The organism is Streptomyces sp. NBC_01669, from assembly GCF_026339735.1.
Taxonomy (GTDB): domain Bacteria; phylum Actinomycetota; class Actinomycetes; order Streptomycetales; family Streptomycetaceae; genus Streptomyces; species Streptomyces yanii.
On the sequence record NZ_JAPEQG010000001.1, the window covers coordinates 4,465,348 to 4,482,506 of the forward strand.

General features: G+C 71.6%; 11 protein-coding genes, 4 tRNA genes and 1 riboswitch. Of the genes, 6 read left to right on the plus strand and 9 right to left on the minus strand.

From position 1 onward, the window contains the following. Window positions 1-36 precede the first annotated feature (36 nt). Window positions 37-1,329: a precorrin-3B synthase gene (gene cobG, locus OG972_RS19945; RefSeq protein WP_266983403.1), complete on the minus strand. Its 1,293-nt coding sequence runs from the start codon at window positions 1,327-1,329 to the stop codon at window positions 37-39. 104 nt (window positions 1,330-1,433) lie between these two features. Then, window positions 1,434-1,509: riboswitch (cobalamin riboswitch) on the plus strand. 92 nt (window positions 1,510-1,601) lie between these two features. On the opposite strand from cobG, the gene cobN reads away from it, so the two are divergent. Next, the gene (gene cobN / locus OG972_RS19950; protein WP_266990592.1) at window positions 1,602-5,201 is read left to right on the plus strand and encodes a cobaltochelatase subunit CobN; all 3,600 of its coding nucleotides are present in this window, start codon (window positions 1,602-1,604) and stop codon (window positions 5,199-5,201) included. A 356-nt stretch (window positions 5,202-5,557) separates the two neighbouring features. Next, a complete protein-coding gene (locus OG972_RS19955; protein ID WP_266983405.1) occupies window positions 5,558-7,189 on the plus strand; it encodes an adenosine deaminase in 1,632 nt (543 codons plus the stop codon). A 169-nt stretch (window positions 7,190-7,358) separates the two neighbouring features. Here the strand turns inward: OG972_RS19955 and OG972_RS19960 are convergent. The 5 genes from OG972_RS19960 to OG972_RS19980 all read right to left on the minus strand — a co-directional run bounded on the left by OG972_RS19960 (window position 7,359) and on the right by OG972_RS19980 (window position 12,865). Further along, window positions 7,359-7,431, minus strand: a tRNA-Lys gene (locus tag OG972_RS19960). 91 nt (window positions 7,432-7,522) lie between these two features. After that, window positions 7,523-9,043 (minus strand): amino acid permease, encoded by a 1,521-nt coding sequence (locus tag OG972_RS19965; protein ID WP_266983407.1) that lies wholly within the window; start codon window positions 9,041-9,043, stop codon window positions 7,523-7,525. A gap of 296 nt (window positions 9,044-9,339) precedes the next feature. Continuing rightward, window positions 9,340-11,574 carry a DEAD/DEAH box helicase gene (locus tag OG972_RS19970; RefSeq protein WP_266983409.1) on the minus strand — a complete coding sequence of 745 codons (2,235 nt, stop codon included), beginning with the start codon at window positions 11,572-11,574 and terminating at the stop codon, window positions 9,340-9,342. A gap of 209 nt (window positions 11,575-11,783) precedes the next feature. Further along, window positions 11,784-12,365 (minus strand): hypothetical protein, encoded by a 582-nt coding sequence (locus OG972_RS19975; protein WP_266983410.1) that lies wholly within the window; start codon window positions 12,363-12,365, stop codon window positions 11,784-11,786. Between the two features lie 149 nt (window positions 12,366-12,514). Then, complete coding sequence (locus tag OG972_RS19980) at window positions 12,515-12,865, minus strand: metallopeptidase family protein (protein ID WP_266983411.1); 351 nt, start codon at window positions 12,863-12,865, stop codon at window positions 12,515-12,517. 111 nt (window positions 12,866-12,976) lie between these two features. Here OG972_RS19980 and OG972_RS19985 point away from each other — a divergent pair, with 111 nt between their 5' ends. From OG972_RS19985 to OG972_RS20000, 4 genes are all read left to right on the plus strand, one after another. After that, complete coding sequence (locus OG972_RS19985; protein WP_266983412.1) at window positions 12,977-14,500, plus strand: metallophosphoesterase; 1,524 nt, start codon at window positions 12,977-12,979, stop codon at window positions 14,498-14,500. Window positions 14,501-14,674: 174 nt separating this feature from the next. Next, window positions 14,675-14,747 (plus strand) — tRNA-Glu (locus tag OG972_RS19990). A 38-nt stretch (window positions 14,748-14,785) separates the two neighbouring features. Then, window positions 14,786-14,860, plus strand: a tRNA-Asp gene (locus OG972_RS19995). A 22-nt stretch (window positions 14,861-14,882) separates the two neighbouring features. Beyond that, window positions 14,883-14,959: transfer RNA gene (locus tag OG972_RS20000), tRNA-Phe, on the plus strand. 38 nt (window positions 14,960-14,997) lie between these two features. Here OG972_RS20000 and OG972_RS20005 read toward each other — a convergent pair. The 3 genes from OG972_RS20005 to OG972_RS20015 are packed head-to-tail and all read right to left on the minus strand — an operon-like array spanning window position 14,998 to window position 17,066. Then, window positions 14,998-15,846 (minus strand): cytochrome c biogenesis CcdA family protein, encoded by an 849-nt coding sequence (locus OG972_RS20005; RefSeq protein ID WP_266983413.1) that lies wholly within the window; start codon window positions 15,844-15,846, stop codon window positions 14,998-15,000. Further along, the gene (locus OG972_RS20010; RefSeq protein WP_266983414.1) at window positions 15,843-16,643 is read right to left on the minus strand and encodes a DsbA family protein; all 801 of its coding nucleotides are present in this window, start codon (window positions 16,641-16,643) and stop codon (window positions 15,843-15,845) included. Before OG972_RS20010 ends, OG972_RS20005 begins: the two co-directional genes overlap by 4 nt. A 60-nt stretch (window positions 16,644-16,703) precedes the next feature. After that, a complete protein-coding gene (locus OG972_RS20015) occupies window positions 16,704-17,066 on the minus strand; it encodes a hypothetical protein (protein WP_266983415.1) in 363 nt (120 codons plus the stop codon). Window positions 17,067-17,159 lie beyond the last annotated feature (93 nt).

The following is a 17,159-nucleotide window of genomic DNA, read 5'->3' on the forward strand; positions in this document are numbered from 1 at the left end:
TCGGTGGTCGGGCTGCAGCGCCCTCGGGTCGGTGGTTCAGATACGTGTGCGGCGGGCGGCGTTCACCGCGGCGGCCAGGTCGGACGGGCTGCCGTGGACCGTCACGGGAGCGTCCCGTTCGCCGCCGCGGACCCGGGTCACCCGGTGCCCGCCGGGAACGGCGACGACGTCGGCCCAGGCGCCCTTGGGGTGACCGCAGCGGCGTTCGCAGCCGGACCAGTGAACGGGGAGCTGCCCGGCAAGGGGCTCTCCGGCGGTCCGTACGAAGGCCTCCGCGTCGCCCCGCACATCTGCCAGGGACTTCGCACAGCCGGGCCGGCCGATGCACGCACCGACCCCCGTCCACGCGGAGTCGGGTCCAACGATCAGTCCGGCCGCGCCCCACTCGCGCAGCCGCGCAGCCGCGCCGCCGGGCGTCACGCCCGTCACGACGACGCTCCGCCACGGGGTCAGCCGCACCTCGCGGCCCACGCGGGACAGGCTCTTCCACTGCGCACCGGTGAGCCGCCCGAGCGGCACCCCCACACAGGCCGCGGTGCCGACGACGCCGTACGCGGGCTCCTGCGCCGCCGCCGGCGGCGGTACGCGCTCCGCAGCACCGGCCACCCGCAGCGCCGCCCTCATCGGCTCCAGCAACTCTGCGGCAGCGAACGGCAGTTCACTCACCCGCCAGGCGCCCGTCTCCTGCGCTGCCTCCAGAAACGTCTCGGCGGCGATCAGCGCCGCGCGCGGCGCATCGTCCCCGGAGACCCTCAGCACTGCCTCCGCAGCCCCGATCCGCAGGAGCGCGCTCCCGTCGCTCTGCCCCAGCAACGTCACATCCGCACCCAGGGCATCGACGTCACCACGGCCGTCGTCCAGCGCGAAGAGAAAGCGGCCGGACAGTCCGGCCGCTTTGTCACTTCCGCACAACAGCGCGTCCAGCGCGGTCAGCCACGGCCTGACATCCCGGTGTCCCCGGCCGTCGAGCCCGGAGAGCGGGGAGGCCACGACGTTACGTATCCGCTCATGGCTCCGGGACGGCAGCAGCCCGGCCCCGCCCAGGAGTTCGGCGAGCCGTCCGCCGCACTCCTGGCCGAGGCCGCGCAACTGGACATTGCCCCGCGAAGTGAGATGCAGCTCACCGTCGCCCAACTCCCGCGCGGCCCCGTGGAGCGCGTCCGCCTGTCGGGCAGTCAGCACGCCGCCGGGGATCCGGACCCGCGCCAGCGCCCCGTCGTCCGCCCGGTGGAGCCGCAGCGACCCCGGGCAGGCATCGCCGCGGTCACGGGAGACGGGCTCCCCCGGGGCCGAAGGCGGGGTGTCGGAAGTGGACATGGCGGCGAGCATACCGACCAATCATTCTGAGCTGTATGAATCCCATCTGATGCAAGGCCCTTACTATGCCTAGCAGCGGGCCACCCGGCCCGGCATCGCCGGAGACGGCGATAGGGGAGGAAGCCCGGTGCAAGTCCGGCGCGGTCCCGCCACTGTGAGTCCGGCCTGGGCGGCCGGGCGAGTCAGGAACTCCCTTCCCCGAGCTCTCGATCCCGCTCGAGCAGGGGAGACCCCATTCCGACACCGCCCGGGGCGTGGACACCCCGAGGAAGGCCCGACGCCGCATGATCCTGCTCCTGTCGACGTCCGACACCGACCTGCTCAGCGCCCGCGCCGCGGACGGTCCGGTGACCTACCGCTACGCCAACCCCTCGCGCCTGCCGCTCGACGACCTCCCCGCTCTCCTCGACGGCACCGACCTCGTCGTCGTACGCCTCCTCGGCGGTGTCCGCGCCTGGCAGGAAGGGCTCGACCACGTCCTCGCCACCGGCAGGCCGGTCGTCGTCCTCACCGGCGAACAGGCCCCCGACGCCCAGCTGATGGCCGCCTCCACCGTCCCGATCGGGATCGCCGCCGAGGCCCACGCCTACCTGGCACACGGCGGCCCGGCCAATCTGGACCAGCTGGCCCGGTTCCTCTCCGACACCGTGCTGCTGACCGGCCACGGCTTCGAACCCCCGGCACCCGCGCCGTCCTGGGGCCCCCTGGAGCGCACCGCGCGCGCCACCGAAGGCCCGACCATCGCGGTGCTCTACTACCGCGCCCACCACATGAGCGGGAACACCGCGTTCGTCGACACGCTCTGCCGGTCGATCGAGGACACGGGCGCCCGCGCCCTCCCCCTGTACGTCGCCTCGCTGCGCACCCCGGAACCCGCACTCATCGACGAACTGCGCGCCGCCGACGCCATCGTCACCACCGTCCTCGCCGCGGGCGGCACCCGGCCCGCCGAGGCATCGGCGGGCGGCGACGACGAGTCCTGGGACGCGGGTGCGCTCACCGGACTCGACGTGCCGATCCTGCAGGCTCTCTGCCTGACCAGTTCGCGCAGCGACTGGGAGGACAACGACGAGGGCGTCTCCCCGCTGGACGCGGCCAGCCAGATCGCGGTCCCCGAGTTCGACGGCCGGCTGATCACCGTCCCGTTCTCCTTCAAGGAGATCGACGAGGACGGGCTGCCCGCGTACGTCGCCGACACCGAACGCGCCGCACGCGTCGCCGGAATTGCCGTACGCCACGCACGGCTGCGCCACATCCCGGCCGCGGACAAGCGCCTGGCGCTCGTCCTCTCCGCGTATCCGACGAAGCACTCCCGTATCGGCAACGCGGTCGGCCTCGACACTCCGGCCAGCGCGGTCGCCCTGCTGCGCCGGCTGCGCGCCGAGGGCTACGACTTCGGCCCCGAAGCCGACCTCCCCGGCCTGGTCTCCGGCGACGGCGACGAGCTGATCTACGCCCTGATCGAAGCCGGCGGCCACGACCAGGAGTGGCTGACCGAGGAGCAGCTGGCCCGCAACCCGGTCCGGATCCCGGCCGCCGACTACCGGCGCTGGTACGCCACACTGCCGGAAGAACTCCGCGACGCCGTCGAGCAGCACTGGGGCCCGCCCCCCGGCGAGATGTTCGTGGACCGCTCCCGCAACCCCGAGGGCGACATCGTGCTCGCCGCCCTGCGCCGCGGGAACCTCCTCATTCTCATCCAGCCGCCGCGCGGCTTCGGCGAGAACCCGATCGCGATCTACCACGACCCCGATCTGCCGCCCTCGCACCACTACTTGGCCGCGTACCGCTGGATCGCGGCGGCGCAGGACGACGGCGGTTTCGGGGCCGACGCGATGATCCACCTCGGCAAGCACGGCAACCTGGAGTGGCTGCCCGGCAAGAACGCGGGCCTGTCCGCCGCCTGCGGCCCGGACGCCGCACTGGGCGATCTCCCGCTCGTCTACCCGTTCCTGGTGAACGACCCGGGCGAGGGCACGCAGGCCAAGCGCCGCGTCCACGCCACCCTGATCGACCACCTCGTGCCGCCGATGGCCCGCGCGGACAGCTACGGCGACATCGCGCGCCTGGAGCAACTCCTCGACGAACACGCCCAGATCGCCGCGATGGACCCTGCGAAACTACCCGCGATCCGCGCTCAGATCTGGACCCTGATCCAGGCCGCCAAGCTCGACCACGACCTGGGGCTCGACGACCGCCCGGACGACGAGGGCTTCGACGAATTCATCATGCATCTGGACGGCTGGCTCTGCGAGATCAAGGACGCCCAGATCCGCGACGGGCTGCACGTCCTGGGCGGCGCCCCGGCCGGTGCGGACCGGGTCAACCTGGTCCTGGCGATCCTGCGCGCCCGCCAGATCTGGGGTGGTACGGCGTCGCTGCCCGGCCTGCGCGAGGCACTCGGGCTGGACGAGTCCGCCGCCACCCGCACCACGGCGGACGAGGCCGAGGAGCAGGCACGCGCACTGGTCCAGGCAATGGAGGACGCGGATTGGGACCCGGCGGCGGTTGCGACCGTGGCGGCGGCCCACCCTCAAGCGGTCAGGGACATCCTCGACTTCGCCGCCCGCGAGGTGGTCCCCCGGCTGTCCGCCACCACCGCCGAACTCGACCACACCGTCCACGCCCTGAACGGCGGCTTCGTGCCGGCGGGCCCGTCCGGCTCCCCGCTGCGCGGCCTGGTCAACGTCCTGCCGACCGGCCGCAACTTCTACTCCGTCGACCCGAAGGCGGTCCCGTCCCGCCTCGCCTGGGAGACCGGCCAGGCCCTGGCCGACTCGCTCCTGGAGCGCTACCGCACCGACAACGGCGAGTGGCCCACCTCGGTCGGCCTCTCCCTGTGGGGCACCAGCGCGATGCGCACCTCCGGCGACGACGTCGCCGAGGCACTGGCGCTGCTCGGCATCCGCCCGGTCTGGGACGACGCCTCGCGCCGCGTCACCGGCCTGGAACCGATCGACCTCGCCGAGCTGGGCCGCCCGCGCATCGATGTGACGCTGCGCATCTCCGGCTTCTTCCGGGACGCGTTCCCGCACACCATCGGCCTGCTCGACGACGCGGTACGCCTCGCCGCGTCCCTCGACGAACCGGCCGAGCAGAACCACATCCGGGCGCACGCCCAGGCCGACCTCGCCGAACACGGCGACGAACGCCGGGCCACCACCCGCATCTTCGGCTCCCGCCCCGGTACGTACGGAGCGGGTCTCCTCCAGCTCATCGACAGCCGCGACTGGCGCACCGACGCCGACCTCGCCGAGGTCTACACCGTCTGGGGCGGGTACGCCTACGGCCGCGAACTCGACGGGCGCCCGGCCCGCGACGAGATGGAGACGGCGTACAAGCGCATCGCCGTGGCCGCCAAGAACACGGACACCCGCGAGCACGACATCGCGGACTCGGACGACTACTTCCAGTACCACGGCGGCATGGTGGCCACGGTCCGCGCCCTGCGCGGCACGGCCCCGGAGGCGTACATCGGCGACTCCACCCGCCCGGAGACGGTCCGCACCCGCACCCTCGTCGAGGAGACGTCCCGCGTCTTCCGCGCCCGCGTGGTCAACCCCAAGTGGATCGAGGCGATGCGCCGCCACGGCTACAAGGGCGCCTTCGAACTCGCCGCGACGGTCGACTACCTCTTCGGCTACGACGCGACGACGGGCGTGGTCGCCGACTGGATGTACGACAAGCTCACCGAGACGTACGTCCTGGACCCGACCAACCGCGAATTCCTGCAGCAGGCCAACCCCTGGGCCCTGCACGGCATCGCGGAACGCCTCCTGGAGGCCGAGTCCCGCGGCATGTGGGCCAAGCCGGACCCTGCGGTACTGGAGGCGCTGCGCCAGGCGTTCCTGGAGACGGAGGGGGACCTGGAGGGCGAGGACTGAGGGCCGACAGGCGTACGTGGGTGTGGCGCCCCGTTCCGCACGGGGCGCCACACCCACCCGGCGCCGTCCTCTCGTCGACTCCCCCGGCGCGCCCGGTCCGACCGCCGACGGTCATGCGTGAGCCGCGCGGCCGGCCATCCCCCCGACGGACGGCCGGCCGTCCGCGAGGGCACAGGCCGTACCGGACCCGCACCGGCCGAGGAGCAGGCAGCCGACGGACAGGTGCGTGCGCCAGGCGCTCGTGGACCGCCGGGAGGGGACAGCAGGACGTGGGCGTGATCACTCGGCCGGGTGGTCCCGGCCAGGTGCCCGCCCGTCGCGCGTTCAGCGCCGTCCGAACTCGGGATCATGCGCAGGTGATCTTCGTGAACCGCCGCTCCGTGCGCCGCCCGCGTGGCCCCCTGGCCCCGATCGGTCTCGGCGCCCTCGCCGTCCTGACCCTGCTGCCGGGCTCGCTGCCCGCCGCCGCGCAGCCGGTGGCCGCCACGCGGTCCCCCGCTGCCGCACCCCTGCCCGCGCCCACCCGTGGGGAGTCCCTGGCCTCCGCGCGGCTCGCCACGATCCGGCACGATCCGGCCGCGCTGAAGGCCTTCTTCACAGCACTGCCGAAGGGAGGGGACCTGCACAACCACCTGTCCGGTGCCGTTTCGACCGAATACCTCATCTCACTCGCCGCGGAAGACGGACTGTGCATCGACGGCACGACGCTGACCGCGGTGCAGCCGCCGTGCGGCCCCGGCCGGCGACCGGCTTCGGACGCCCTGTCCGACGGCCCCTTCCGCCGCTCGGTGCTGCAGGCGTGGTCCATGCAGGACTTCCCGCCGGGGCAGTCGGGGCACGACCACTTCTTCGACACGTTCGGGAAGTTCGGCGAGGTCACCTGGCGCCACCGGGGCAAGCTCCTCGCCGAAGTGGCCGACACCGTCGCGAAACAGAACCAGTTCTATCTGGAGACGATGGTGACCCCCGCGTCCGACGGCGCGAGGGACCTGGCCGCCGAGGTCGGCTGGGACCCGGACCTGGCGAGGCTGCACAGCAAGCTGCTGGCCGGCGGCAAGCTCGACAAGCTGGTCGCCGAGGCGAGCCGGGAGACGGACGAGTCCGACGCGGAGTTCCGCACAGCAGCACAGTGCGGCACGCCCCGCGCGGAGGCCGGCTGCCGGCTTCCAGTGCGGTGGATCTCCCAGGTGTCACGCGGCAGTTCGCCCGAGCGGGTCTTCACGCAGATGGCCCTGGGACTGCGCCTCGCCGAACGGGACAAGCGGTTCGTCGCCGTGAATCTGGTGCAGCCGGAGGACTGGGACAGCTCCCTGCAGAACTACAGCCTCCAGATGCGGATGCTCGACTACCTGCGCCGCGTGTACCCCAAGGCGCACATCACCCTGCACGCGGGCGAGTTGTGGCCCGGCCTGGTCAAGCCCGAGGACCTGACCTTCCACATCGGTGAGGCCGTGAACGTCGCTCACGCCGAGCGCATCGGCCACGGTGTCGACCTGGTCCACGAGGACAACTGGCGGCAGCTCGCCCGCACCATGGCCGCCCGGCAGATCGCGGTCGAGGTCCCGTTCAGCAGCAACGCACAGATCCTCGGGGTCAAGGGCGCCGACCACCCCTTCACCACCTACCGCGCCTACGGCGTGCCCGTCGTGCTGGCCACCGACGACCCCGGCGTCTCCCGGATCGACATCAGCCACGAGTACCAGTACGCCGCCACGACGTACGACCTCGGCTACCGCGACCTGAAGGACCTCGCGCGGGCCTCCCTGGAGTACGCCTTCCTGCCGGGCGCCGGCCTCTGGCGGGGCAACCCGACCCGGGACGGCTACCGTCTCGCCGGCCCCTGCCGCCACGACAGGCCCGGTACGGACCACCCGCGGCAGCAGTGCCGACGCCTGCTGGACGCCAGCGCCAAGGCGCGGGTCCAGTGGCGTCAGGAAGCCGCGTTCGCGGCCTTCGAGCGGCGGATCGCCACCACCACGGGTGGCTGACGGACACACACCCGCTCCGGACACCACGGGCGCCCTCCGGCACACGCAAGTGCCGGAGGGCGCCCGTGCACGTAGCGGGTACCCGTCAACGAGGGAGCGCCCCGCCCGGTCGAAACCGGGCGGGGCGCTCCCTTGCAGGTCAGAGGCCGAAACCCCTCCCCATCTCGCGTAGGCCGTGTGGGACTCGAACCCACAACCAACGGATTAAAAGTCCGCTGCTCTGCCAATTGAGCTAACGGCCCTCGGCGAATCACCCCTGAGCATAGCCCGCCGTGGCCCGGCAGCCGATCGGGTATCGGCTGCCGGGCCCGTCGAGCCGCCTTTGGGGGTCGTTCATTCGGCGGTGATGTCCGCGCTCGTGTGCTTGTGATCCGGTTTGAGGAACCAGTGACGGGCCGACACGACCCACCACGTCGCCGCGAAACCCAGGACGGCCAGGACGGCGATCGGGGCGTAGTTGAATGTCTCCCAGGTGACGGGGGACAGCTGCGGCAGCATGAAGAGGACCGTGATGACCCCCACCCACACCACCGCGACGATCCCGATGGGCCGGGACCAGCGGCCGAGGTGCCAGGGACCCGGGGTGAAGTCGTCGCCGCGCAGGAGGCGGAGCAGGGTGGGGATGACGTACGCGATGTAGAGGCCGATCACCGCGATCGAGGTCACTGCGGCGTACGCGGTGACGTTGATCAGGTACGGGAGGCCGAGGGCCAGCGCGCCGAGTGCGGCGAGCCAGACCGCGGCCACAGGGGTGCGGGTGCGGGGGCTGACCGTGTGCCAGACGTGGGAGAACGGGAGTGCGCCGTCCCGGGAGAACGCGTAGATCATGCGACTGTTGGCGGTCACCGACGCCATCCCGCAGAACAGCTGCGCGCCGATCACGACCAGCAGCAGGAGCTTTCCGGTGGTGGCGCCGAGGGCGTCCAGGAGGATCTGGGCGGGCGGGGCGCCGGTCGGGGAGTTCAGGGCTCCGTCGTACGACTGGATGGCGAAGGTGAAGCCGAGCAGGAGGACGAAGCCGGCGATCCAGGAGGTCCAGATCGACTGGACGATGCCGCGCGGCCCCGCCGTCGCCGCGTCGTGGGTCTCCTCCGTCATATGGGCGGAGGCGTCGTAGCCGGTGAAGGTGTACTGGGCCATCAGCAGGCCGATCATCACGACGTAGAAGCCGCTGCCCCAGCCGGTGTTGTTGACGAACTCGGTGAAGACGAACGACGCCGACTGGTGCGAATCCGGTACGAAGGTGAGGGCGCCGACGATGACGGCGACCCCGAGGACGTGCCACCACACGCTCACGCTGTTCAGGATCGCGACGATGCGGACCCCGAACGTGTTCAGGAGTCCGTGCAGCAGCAGGATCGCGGCGAACAGCAGGATCGTCCGGCCGGGCGTCACCTCGAAGTCGAACTGAAGGTTCAGATAGGCCCCGAGGAACGATGCCGCCCCGAAGTCGATCCCTGCGGTCACGGCGACCTGGCCGAGCACGTTGAACCAGCCCGTGAACCAGGCCCAGGCCGCCGCCGAGCGCGGCGGGGCCAGCCGGTGCGCCCAGAAGTAGAGCCCGGCGGAGGTCGGGTACGCCGAGCAGATCTCCGCCATCGCCAGGCCGACGAACAGCGTCATCAGGCCGACGCCGACCCAGCCCCAGGTGATGACGGCGGGGCCGCCGGTGTTCATGCCGAACAGATACAGCGTCAGGCAGCCCGAGAGCACCGAGATGATCGTGAACGAGACTGCGTAGTTGGCAAACGCCGACATACGCCGGGCCAGCGTCTGCGTGTAGCCGAGCTGCGCGAGACGCTCCTCGTCGGAAGCGCCCGGCGGTGGCTTGTCCTCGCCGATGTCTGTTGTCATGACCCCAGCGATGCCCTCGCCCCGGAGTACGCATGCCGCCGCCGTGGTCACGACTGGGAAAACATGGCGCAGCACGACGCAAGGGCGCGGCCCGCAGGCCGCGCCCTTGTACTGAGGAGTCGCCTCCGAGGAGGTGTGTACGTCAGGTGAGCCTGGAGTACATCTGCCGGCCGGTTCCGACCTTCACCCGTGTGGCGAAGCGGGTCCACCCGTCAATCAAAAGCGGGCCCAGCTCCTGGAGAGCGGGCCCGCTTTCGGTTCACTTGTTCAGCTGTTCAGCGACGTGCGCGTGAAGGTCAGCCGTTGCGCTTCCAGCGCGGCTTGTCGTCGCGGCGGCCGAAGGAACCGGTGTTGGTGCCGGTGCCCGTGCCACCGCGGTGGTCGTCGCGGCGGCCGGTCGGACGGTCGCTGCCACCGGAGCGGAAGCCGCCCGAGGGGCGGTCGTCACGACGGTCGCGGTTGAACGGACGGTCGCTGCCACCGGAGCGGAAGCCACCGGACGGACGGTCGTCACGACGGTCGCGGTTGAACGACGGGCGGTCGTTGTCGCGGTTGAACGACGGACGGTCGTTGTCGCGGCGGAAACCACCCGACGGGCGGTCGTCACGACGCTGGAAACCACCACGGTCACCACCGCGGTCGTCACGACGGTCCCGGTTGAACGACGGACGGTCGTTGTCACGGCGGAAACCACCCGACGAACGGTCGTCACGACGCTGGAAACCACCACGGTCACCACCGCGGTCGTCACGACGGTCCCGGTTGAACGACGGACGGTCGTTGTCACGGCGGAAACCACCCGACGAACGGTCGTCACGACGCTGGAAACCACCACGGTCACCACCGCGGTCGCCGCCGCGGTACCCACCGCGGTCGCCGCCCCGGTCGTCCCGGCGGTTGTCCCGGCGGTCGAAGTTGCCGCGGTCGTCGCGACGGTCGTCGCGCGCTGTGGGCTGCTCCGGTACGGAGGCGGCGGCCTCGATCGCGGCCTCGGCCTCGGCGGCGACCTCGGCGACTGCTGCCTCGGGGTCGTCTCCCCGCTCGCGCGCGGCACGGGCGACCAGGCGGTCGGCCTCCTCGCGGAGCTCACCGGCGCGGCGCTGGACGCGCTCCAGCTGCTTGGTCAGGTCGGCGACCTCGCGCTCCGCCTGCTTGGCGGCGTTGTTCGCGGAGTCGGCCTGAACCTCGGTCAGCGAACGGGCGCCGGTGATCTCGGCGACCTCCGGGTCGAAGGCGCCCGCGCCGCCGACGATGTGGCGCGAGGCGTCGACGCCCGCGTCCTCCATCAGGCGGAAGATCTGGCGACGCTGGTGCGGCAGCGCCAGGGAGACGACGACACCGGACTTGCCGGCACGGGCGGTACGGCCCGAGCGGTGCAGGTAGTCCTTGTGGTCACCGGCGGGGTCCACGTTCAGCACCAGGTCGATGCCGTCGACGTGGATACCGCGGGCGGCGACGTCGGTCGCGACGAGCGCGTTGACGTAACCGTCCTTGAAGTCGGCGAGCACGCGGGTACGGGCACCCTGCGTCATGCCGCCGTGCAGCGCGTCCGCCTTCACGCCCGCCTCGACGAGCTGCTCGGCGATGCGGTCGGCGCCCAGCTGGGTGCGGACGAAGATGATCGTGCGGCCCTTGCGGGCGGCGATGGCGGAGGTGACCGGCGCCTTGTCCTTCGGCTTCACGACGAGGACGTGGTGCGTCATGGTGGTGACGTTGCCCTGGGCGCTGTCGACCTCGTGGCTCACCGGGTTGCTCAGGTAGCGCTTGACCAGGGTGCCGATCTCGTTCTCCATGGTGGCGGAGAAGAGCATGCGCTGACCGCCGACCGGAACCTGGTCGAGCAGCTCGGTGACCTCGGGCAGGAAGCCCAGGTCGGACATCTGGTCGGCCTCGTCGAGGACGGCGACCTGGACGTTCTCCAGGGAGCAGGCGCCCCGGTTGATGATGTCGCGCAGTCGGCCCGGGGTGGCGACGAGGATGTCGACACCGCGCTCCAGCGCGTAGATCTGGTTGCCCATCGACGTACCGCCGCAGACGACCTTCATCTTCAGGCCGAGCACGTCGCCGTAGGGCTGCAGCGCGTCCGCGACCTGCATCGCGAGCTCACGGGTCGGGGTGAGGATGACCGCGCGGGGCTTCTTCTTCTCGGTGTGACCGCCGGCCAGCGTGGCCAGGGTCGGCAGACCGAAGGAGAGCGTCTTGCCGGAGCCGGTACGGCCGCGGCCCAGGATGTCCTTGCCGGCCAGCGCGTCCGGAATGGTCGCGGCCTGGATCGGGAAGGGCGCGGTCACACCGTTCTGCGCGAGCTTGCGGACGATGCCCTCGGGCAGGCCCAGGTCGGCGAAGGTGATGGTCGGCTCGGCGTCGGTGGCGGAGTCGGTGGTGGCCTCGGTGGAGCCGGTGAAGTCGACGGACTCGGCCGTCTCGATCGGCTCGGACACCTCGGCGGCCTCGGCCACTACGGCCTCGGCTTCGGTGACAATCTCGTCGTTCTCGGGCACGACGGTGTTGTCAGAGCTGAAATTGGACATGCGAAATGCGAAACCTTCCGGAGTCTCGGCACGCGCCCATAACTCCGTGATTCGCAATTTCGACCGCCTCAATGCGGTCCAGCCACGGCAAGGGAGAGTACGCGCCACACGGCGCTCTTCTGTGTCGGCGCCGGGCAATGGGATCAAACGATCTACTACCATACGCACTCGCACCCGCATCGCGCAAACCACACGCTCCGGACCACCCGCTACACCGGCCCCACCTGGGGTGATGCCTCGGGAGTCCGCAGCGCCTCCATGTCGTCCGGCGCACTCATCGCGTCACTGCGGAACTGCGCGGCCGGAGACGCGGAGGGCACCGGAGGCGGATCCGAGGGTTCCGGATCGAGTGAGCCCGACGGCTCCGGGGTGACCGGCGCGGACGGACCGGAGGGCACCGACGGCTCCGCGGACGGCCCCGGCTGCTGCGGCCCCCCGCCCCCCGGCGGGGACGGCACCGGCAGATGCCCGCCCCGGGTCGGCAACGGATCACCGGACCCCACGCCCGCATGCGCGCCACCGGGTCCGACCGAGGCACGCGCCGACGCGCTCGGGCTCGGCGATTCGGCGGTCTCCCGGTCGGAGTGCGCCTCCGCGCCCCCTCGGGTACGGGCCCGTCCCGTACCCGCCACCGTGGAGCCGTCCGGTTCACCCGACGAGCCCCTCTGCTCGGCCGACCGCGACGGGGCCGGCTTCCCACCGTCGTCGCTGATGCTCATGCAGCCGGTGGACGCGGCAATCGTCACTGCGGTGACGGCTGCCCATCGGACAGGGGCGGGCAACTGGCGCACGGGTGGCACCTCCGGGAGGCGAGGAGCGAAGAAGGGCGGGAACGGACGGGGGCACAGTGCCCAACTCCCGTTCCCCCGCATGGGACACGCCCCACGGACCACCGACCCCTTCGCCGCCGGCCCCTTCGCCGCTGCCCTCCCGGGCGTACTCAGCCGTAACCGAGCGCGTGCAGCCGCTCGTCGTCGATGCCGAAGTGGTGGGCGATCTCATGGACGACCGTGATTTCCGTCTCGGCCACGACGTCCTCGCGCGACTCGCACATCCGCACCGTCGGCCCCCGGTAGATCGTGATCCGGTCCGGCAGCACCCCGGCGTACCACTCGCCGCGATCGGTCAGCGGCGTGCCCTCGTACAGCCCGAGCAGCTCCGGATCACCAGGATCCGGTTCGTCCTCGACAAACACCGCGACGTTGTCCATCAGCCGCGTCAGCTCCGGCGGAATCCGGTCCAGGGCCTCGGCGACCAGTTCCTCGAACTCTTCGCGCGTCATCTCCAGCACACCGCCATTGTCACGTACCCCCGCCCGACCGGCGCCGGACCGCCGTCCCCCGCCTGTCCCGCAATCCCGCGCCCCCGCATGGCCGCCCCCGAACCCGGGCATACGCGCCCAATGGTCCGCGCCTCCTTCCGCGCCGCAGTCGCCCGCATCCGCCATCACTACCGCTCCCGCTCCACCACCCCCGGCAGTAGCCTCGCCCCCGCTCCGCACCCCTACGGGCGCGCGCTGGGTCTGATCGCCGTCGTCGTGTTCGGCGCCTGGCTGGGGCTGCTGGTCGTCGGCAGTGTCCGTACGCCTGTCGGCCCGATGGACACCACGATGGCCCTGCGCCCCTCCCTGAGCGGCGGCACGAAGATCAATGTGGCCCCGCTCGGCGCCCTGGAGCTGGACTCCCACATAGCCCCGGTCCGCCTCGACGTGCAGGTCGACCGGCTGGACCCGGTGCGCTCCGGGGCCCTGGTCCAGCACCCCGAACGGCTCTCCGGACTCCAGCAGGAGATATCCGCGGACGTCTCCACCGGCACCCGCGAGCTCGCCGTGCGCTCCGTCGTCGCCGTCGTCTCCGGTGCGACCGCGCTCGGTCTCGCCGTCTACCGCCGCCCACGCCGCGCGCTGGCCGCCGGTGGTCTCGCGCTCGCGTTGCTGGCCGCCTCGGGCGTCAGCGCCTACGCCACCTGGAACCCGAAGTCCGTCCTGGAGCCCAAGTTCTCCGGGCTGCTCTCCAGCGCTCCCTCGGTGGTCGGCGACGCCCGCTCGATCGTCACCGACTTCGACGTCTACCAACGGGAACTGGCCCGGCTGGTCACCAATGTGACCAAGCTCTACGACGCCACATCGACGCTCCCCGTCTACCGCCCGGACCCCGCCACCCTCCGTGTCCTGCATGTCTCCGACATCCACCTCAACCCCGCGGCCTGGCAGATCATCGGCTCGCTGGTCAAGCAGTACGACATCGACGTGATCATCGACTCGGGCGACACGATGGACCACGGCGCCGCCGTCGAGAACGGCTTCCTGGACCCGATCCGCGACCTGGGCGCGCCCTACGTCTGGGTCCGCGGCAACCACGACTCCCGGATCACCCAGCGGCATCTGGAGCGGTTCAAGAACGTGCGTGTGCTGGACGACGGCCGGGCCGTGAACGTCGGCGGGCTGCGGGTGGCGGGCATCGGGGACCCCCAGTTCACCCCGGACCGCTCGCTCCCCGCCCAGGGGGCTGCCGCCGAGCGGATGGCGGGCATGCGGCTCGCCTCCTCACTCCGCAGCCAGGAACAGGCCGGCACCCCCGTCGACATCGCCGTCACCCATGAGCCGGAGGCGGCCCGCGAGACGGACGGCACGGTGCCGCTGGTCCTCGCCGGCCATGTGCACCACCGCGAGAACGAACTGATGGAACTCGGCACCCGGCTCAAGGTCGAAGGCTCCACGGGCGGCGGCGGGCTGCGCGCCCTGCAGAACAGGAAGCCGGAAAAGGTGCGCGCCTCGGTGCTCTACCTGGACCGCGCGACTCGCCGTCTGCAGGCCTGGGACGAGATCACGCTCGGCGGGCTCGGCCTGACGACGGCCGAGGTCAGCCGCCATCTGCCGGGCGAGAACCGACCCGGAGCGACCCCTTCGCCTATTCGGTTTGGCTGACACCGAAACGCCGTAGTACAGTCTCCGACGTGCCCAAGGGCGCCGGTCAGGGCTTGACCGTTCTGAGACCCCAGAGGTTGAAGGAGAAGCGGAACCTCTTGAGGGGAAGCGGAGTCACATGCTTCTCACGTCCCCCCTGGGTGACAGGCGCAGAAGCAGCAACACTGCAGTTCTGCCCTCATCGTCTAGTGGCCCAGGACGCCGCCCTTTCAAGGCGGTAGCACGGGTTCGAATCCCGTTGGGGGCACGCACCACCTTGTGCGACACTTAGTCGCACAAAAGCTTGGTCCTGTGGAGCAGTTTGGAGTGCTCGCCACCCTGTCAAGGTGGAGGCCGCGGGTTCAAATCCCGTCAGGACCGCTGCAGCTCGTAAGTGCTGCGTGGCTGGGTAGCTCAGTTGGTACGAGCGATCGCCTGAAAAGCGATAGGTCGCCGGTTCGATCCCGGCCCCAGCCACCACCCGAAAGCCCCGTCCGCCGGACGGGGCTTTCGCCGTGTCAGGCCTCTTCCCGCTCCGCGGAGTTCGCGTCCCGGCGGCGCCGGGCCCGCACTCCGAGAACCAGCAGCGCCACCGCCGCCACCGTCACCAGCGCGGCCGCGTCCGGCACCTGCTCGCCGATCCGCTGGGCCCACTGCTCGACGGCGAACGAATCGTCCACGTCCAGCAGTCCGGGCAGCGCGGTCGTCCCGTCGTACGCCAGGAACAGTGCGCCAAGACCGATGAAGAACAGCCCCGACAGCGCAGTGGTGGTGTGCAGTTCGAAGCGGCCGATCCGGAAGGCACGGCCGCGCAGCCAGGCGCGGCGCCCGAGGTCGAAGCGCTCCCATGCCAGCGCCAGCAGGAACAGCGGGACCGCCATGCCCAGGGCGTAGACGGCGAGCAGCAGTCCGCCGTAGACCGGGCTGGCGCTGACCGCCGCCACCGTCAGGACGCTGCCGAGGATCGGTCCGGCGCAGAACCCGGCCAGCCCGTAGACGGCGCCGAGGGCGTAGACCGACACGGCGGTCGTCGGCCGGATCCGCCCGCTGAGGGCCGCGATCCGGCGCGAGGCGAAGCCGAGGCCCACGATCTGGGCCACGCCGAGCCCGATGATCAGCCAGCCGGCGCCGAGGACCAGCTGGTCGCGGTGGCTGTAGAAGAGCCGTCCGGCGTACGAGCCCGCGGCGCCGAGCGGCACGAGGGTGGTGGCCAGACCGGCGTAGAAGATGCCGGTACGGGCCAGCAGCCGCGAGGCCGAGTCGATGGAGTAGGCGAAGAAGGCGGGCAGCAACAGGGCGCTGCAGGGGCTGACCAGGGCCAGCAGCCCGCCGAGGAAGGCGGCGAAGTAACCGATGTCCATCGTCACCTGTCGGCGCCCCCGGAGTCACCGGAGCCCTTGGAGCCGCTGTCCCCCTTGGCGTCCTTGGTGTTGGCGGCCTTGTCGGCCGCCGCCTGGATGACCTGCTCGAAGACCTCCACCGGCTGTGCTCCGGCCAGCGGGCGGCCGTTGATCAGGAAGGACGGGGTGGAGCTCGCGCCGATCCCGTACCCCTCCTCCTGGTCCTTGCTCACCGCGGCGGAAGCTGCCGCGCCGTCCGCGTCGCGCACGAACCGGCCGAGGTCCCGCACCCCCGCCTCCTTGGCGAGCGCCTTCAGCCGGTCCTTGCCGAAGCCCTTCTCCTTGGCCCCTTCGGTGTAGGCGGCTGCGTGGAACTGCCAGAAGCGGCCCTGTTGCCCTGCGGCCCAGGCGGCGCGCGCGACGGCCTCGGATTCGGCGCCGAAGATCGGGAAGTTGCGCCACTCGATGCGCAGGGTGCCGTTGTCGACGTACTTCTTCACCAGGGCGGGTTCGGTGTCCCGGGCGAACTTGCCGCAGTAGCCGCACGTGAAATCGGCGTACTCGATGAGGACCACGGGCGCGTCGACCGGGCCCTGCGCGAGTCTGTCGGCGGGGTCGCGGCGGGCCAGCCTCGCCAGTTCCGGGAAGACGCCGGCGTCCGGGTCGGCGGTGACATCGGCGACCGAGGCCGAGGAGGAGGGGCCGGAGCGGTCGGCGGGGGCGGTGGCGCGGTAGGAGACGAGGCCGAGCAGCGCGGCGGCGAGGACGACACCGGTGCCGTAGAGCAGCGGCTTCCTGGACGAGGAGGCTTTGGGCGTGGGCATGGCGAGACTCCGTGCTCGTGGTGCGGAAGGAGGTAAGGGACGACCGGGCGGCGGGCGCCCCTATACCCGCAGTACGGAGAGTTCCACCCAGGAGGGCGCGGCGCACTCCGGACCACGCAGCCTGACGCATGTGCACGGCTCCGCGGACCCCTGCCAGGGAGCCGCGCTCAGCCCCCACTCGGCGAGACCGGGTGCCTGGTCGTGCGCGGCACGGGCCCGGACGGGCACGCCGGGCTCGGTGCCGTCGTGCTTCGTGCCGTTGCCGCAGCCGGGCACCCCCTGACCGTCGACGGCCGGGGCGGCCACCGCGGTGCCGGAATCCCCGGACGCGGTCGCCGCCGCCCCCGCCGTGGCGGGCCCGCAGAACAGCCCCAGCACGACCGCGAGCACCGCCACCAGGCAGCACCACTGCGTGCGGGACACGGGCGACGGCCTTTCCACTGCGGTACGAAGATCAGTTGTCCGAAATAGTACGTGCTGTGATCAGGAGCTCCCCCGCAGTCACCGCGGCCGTGA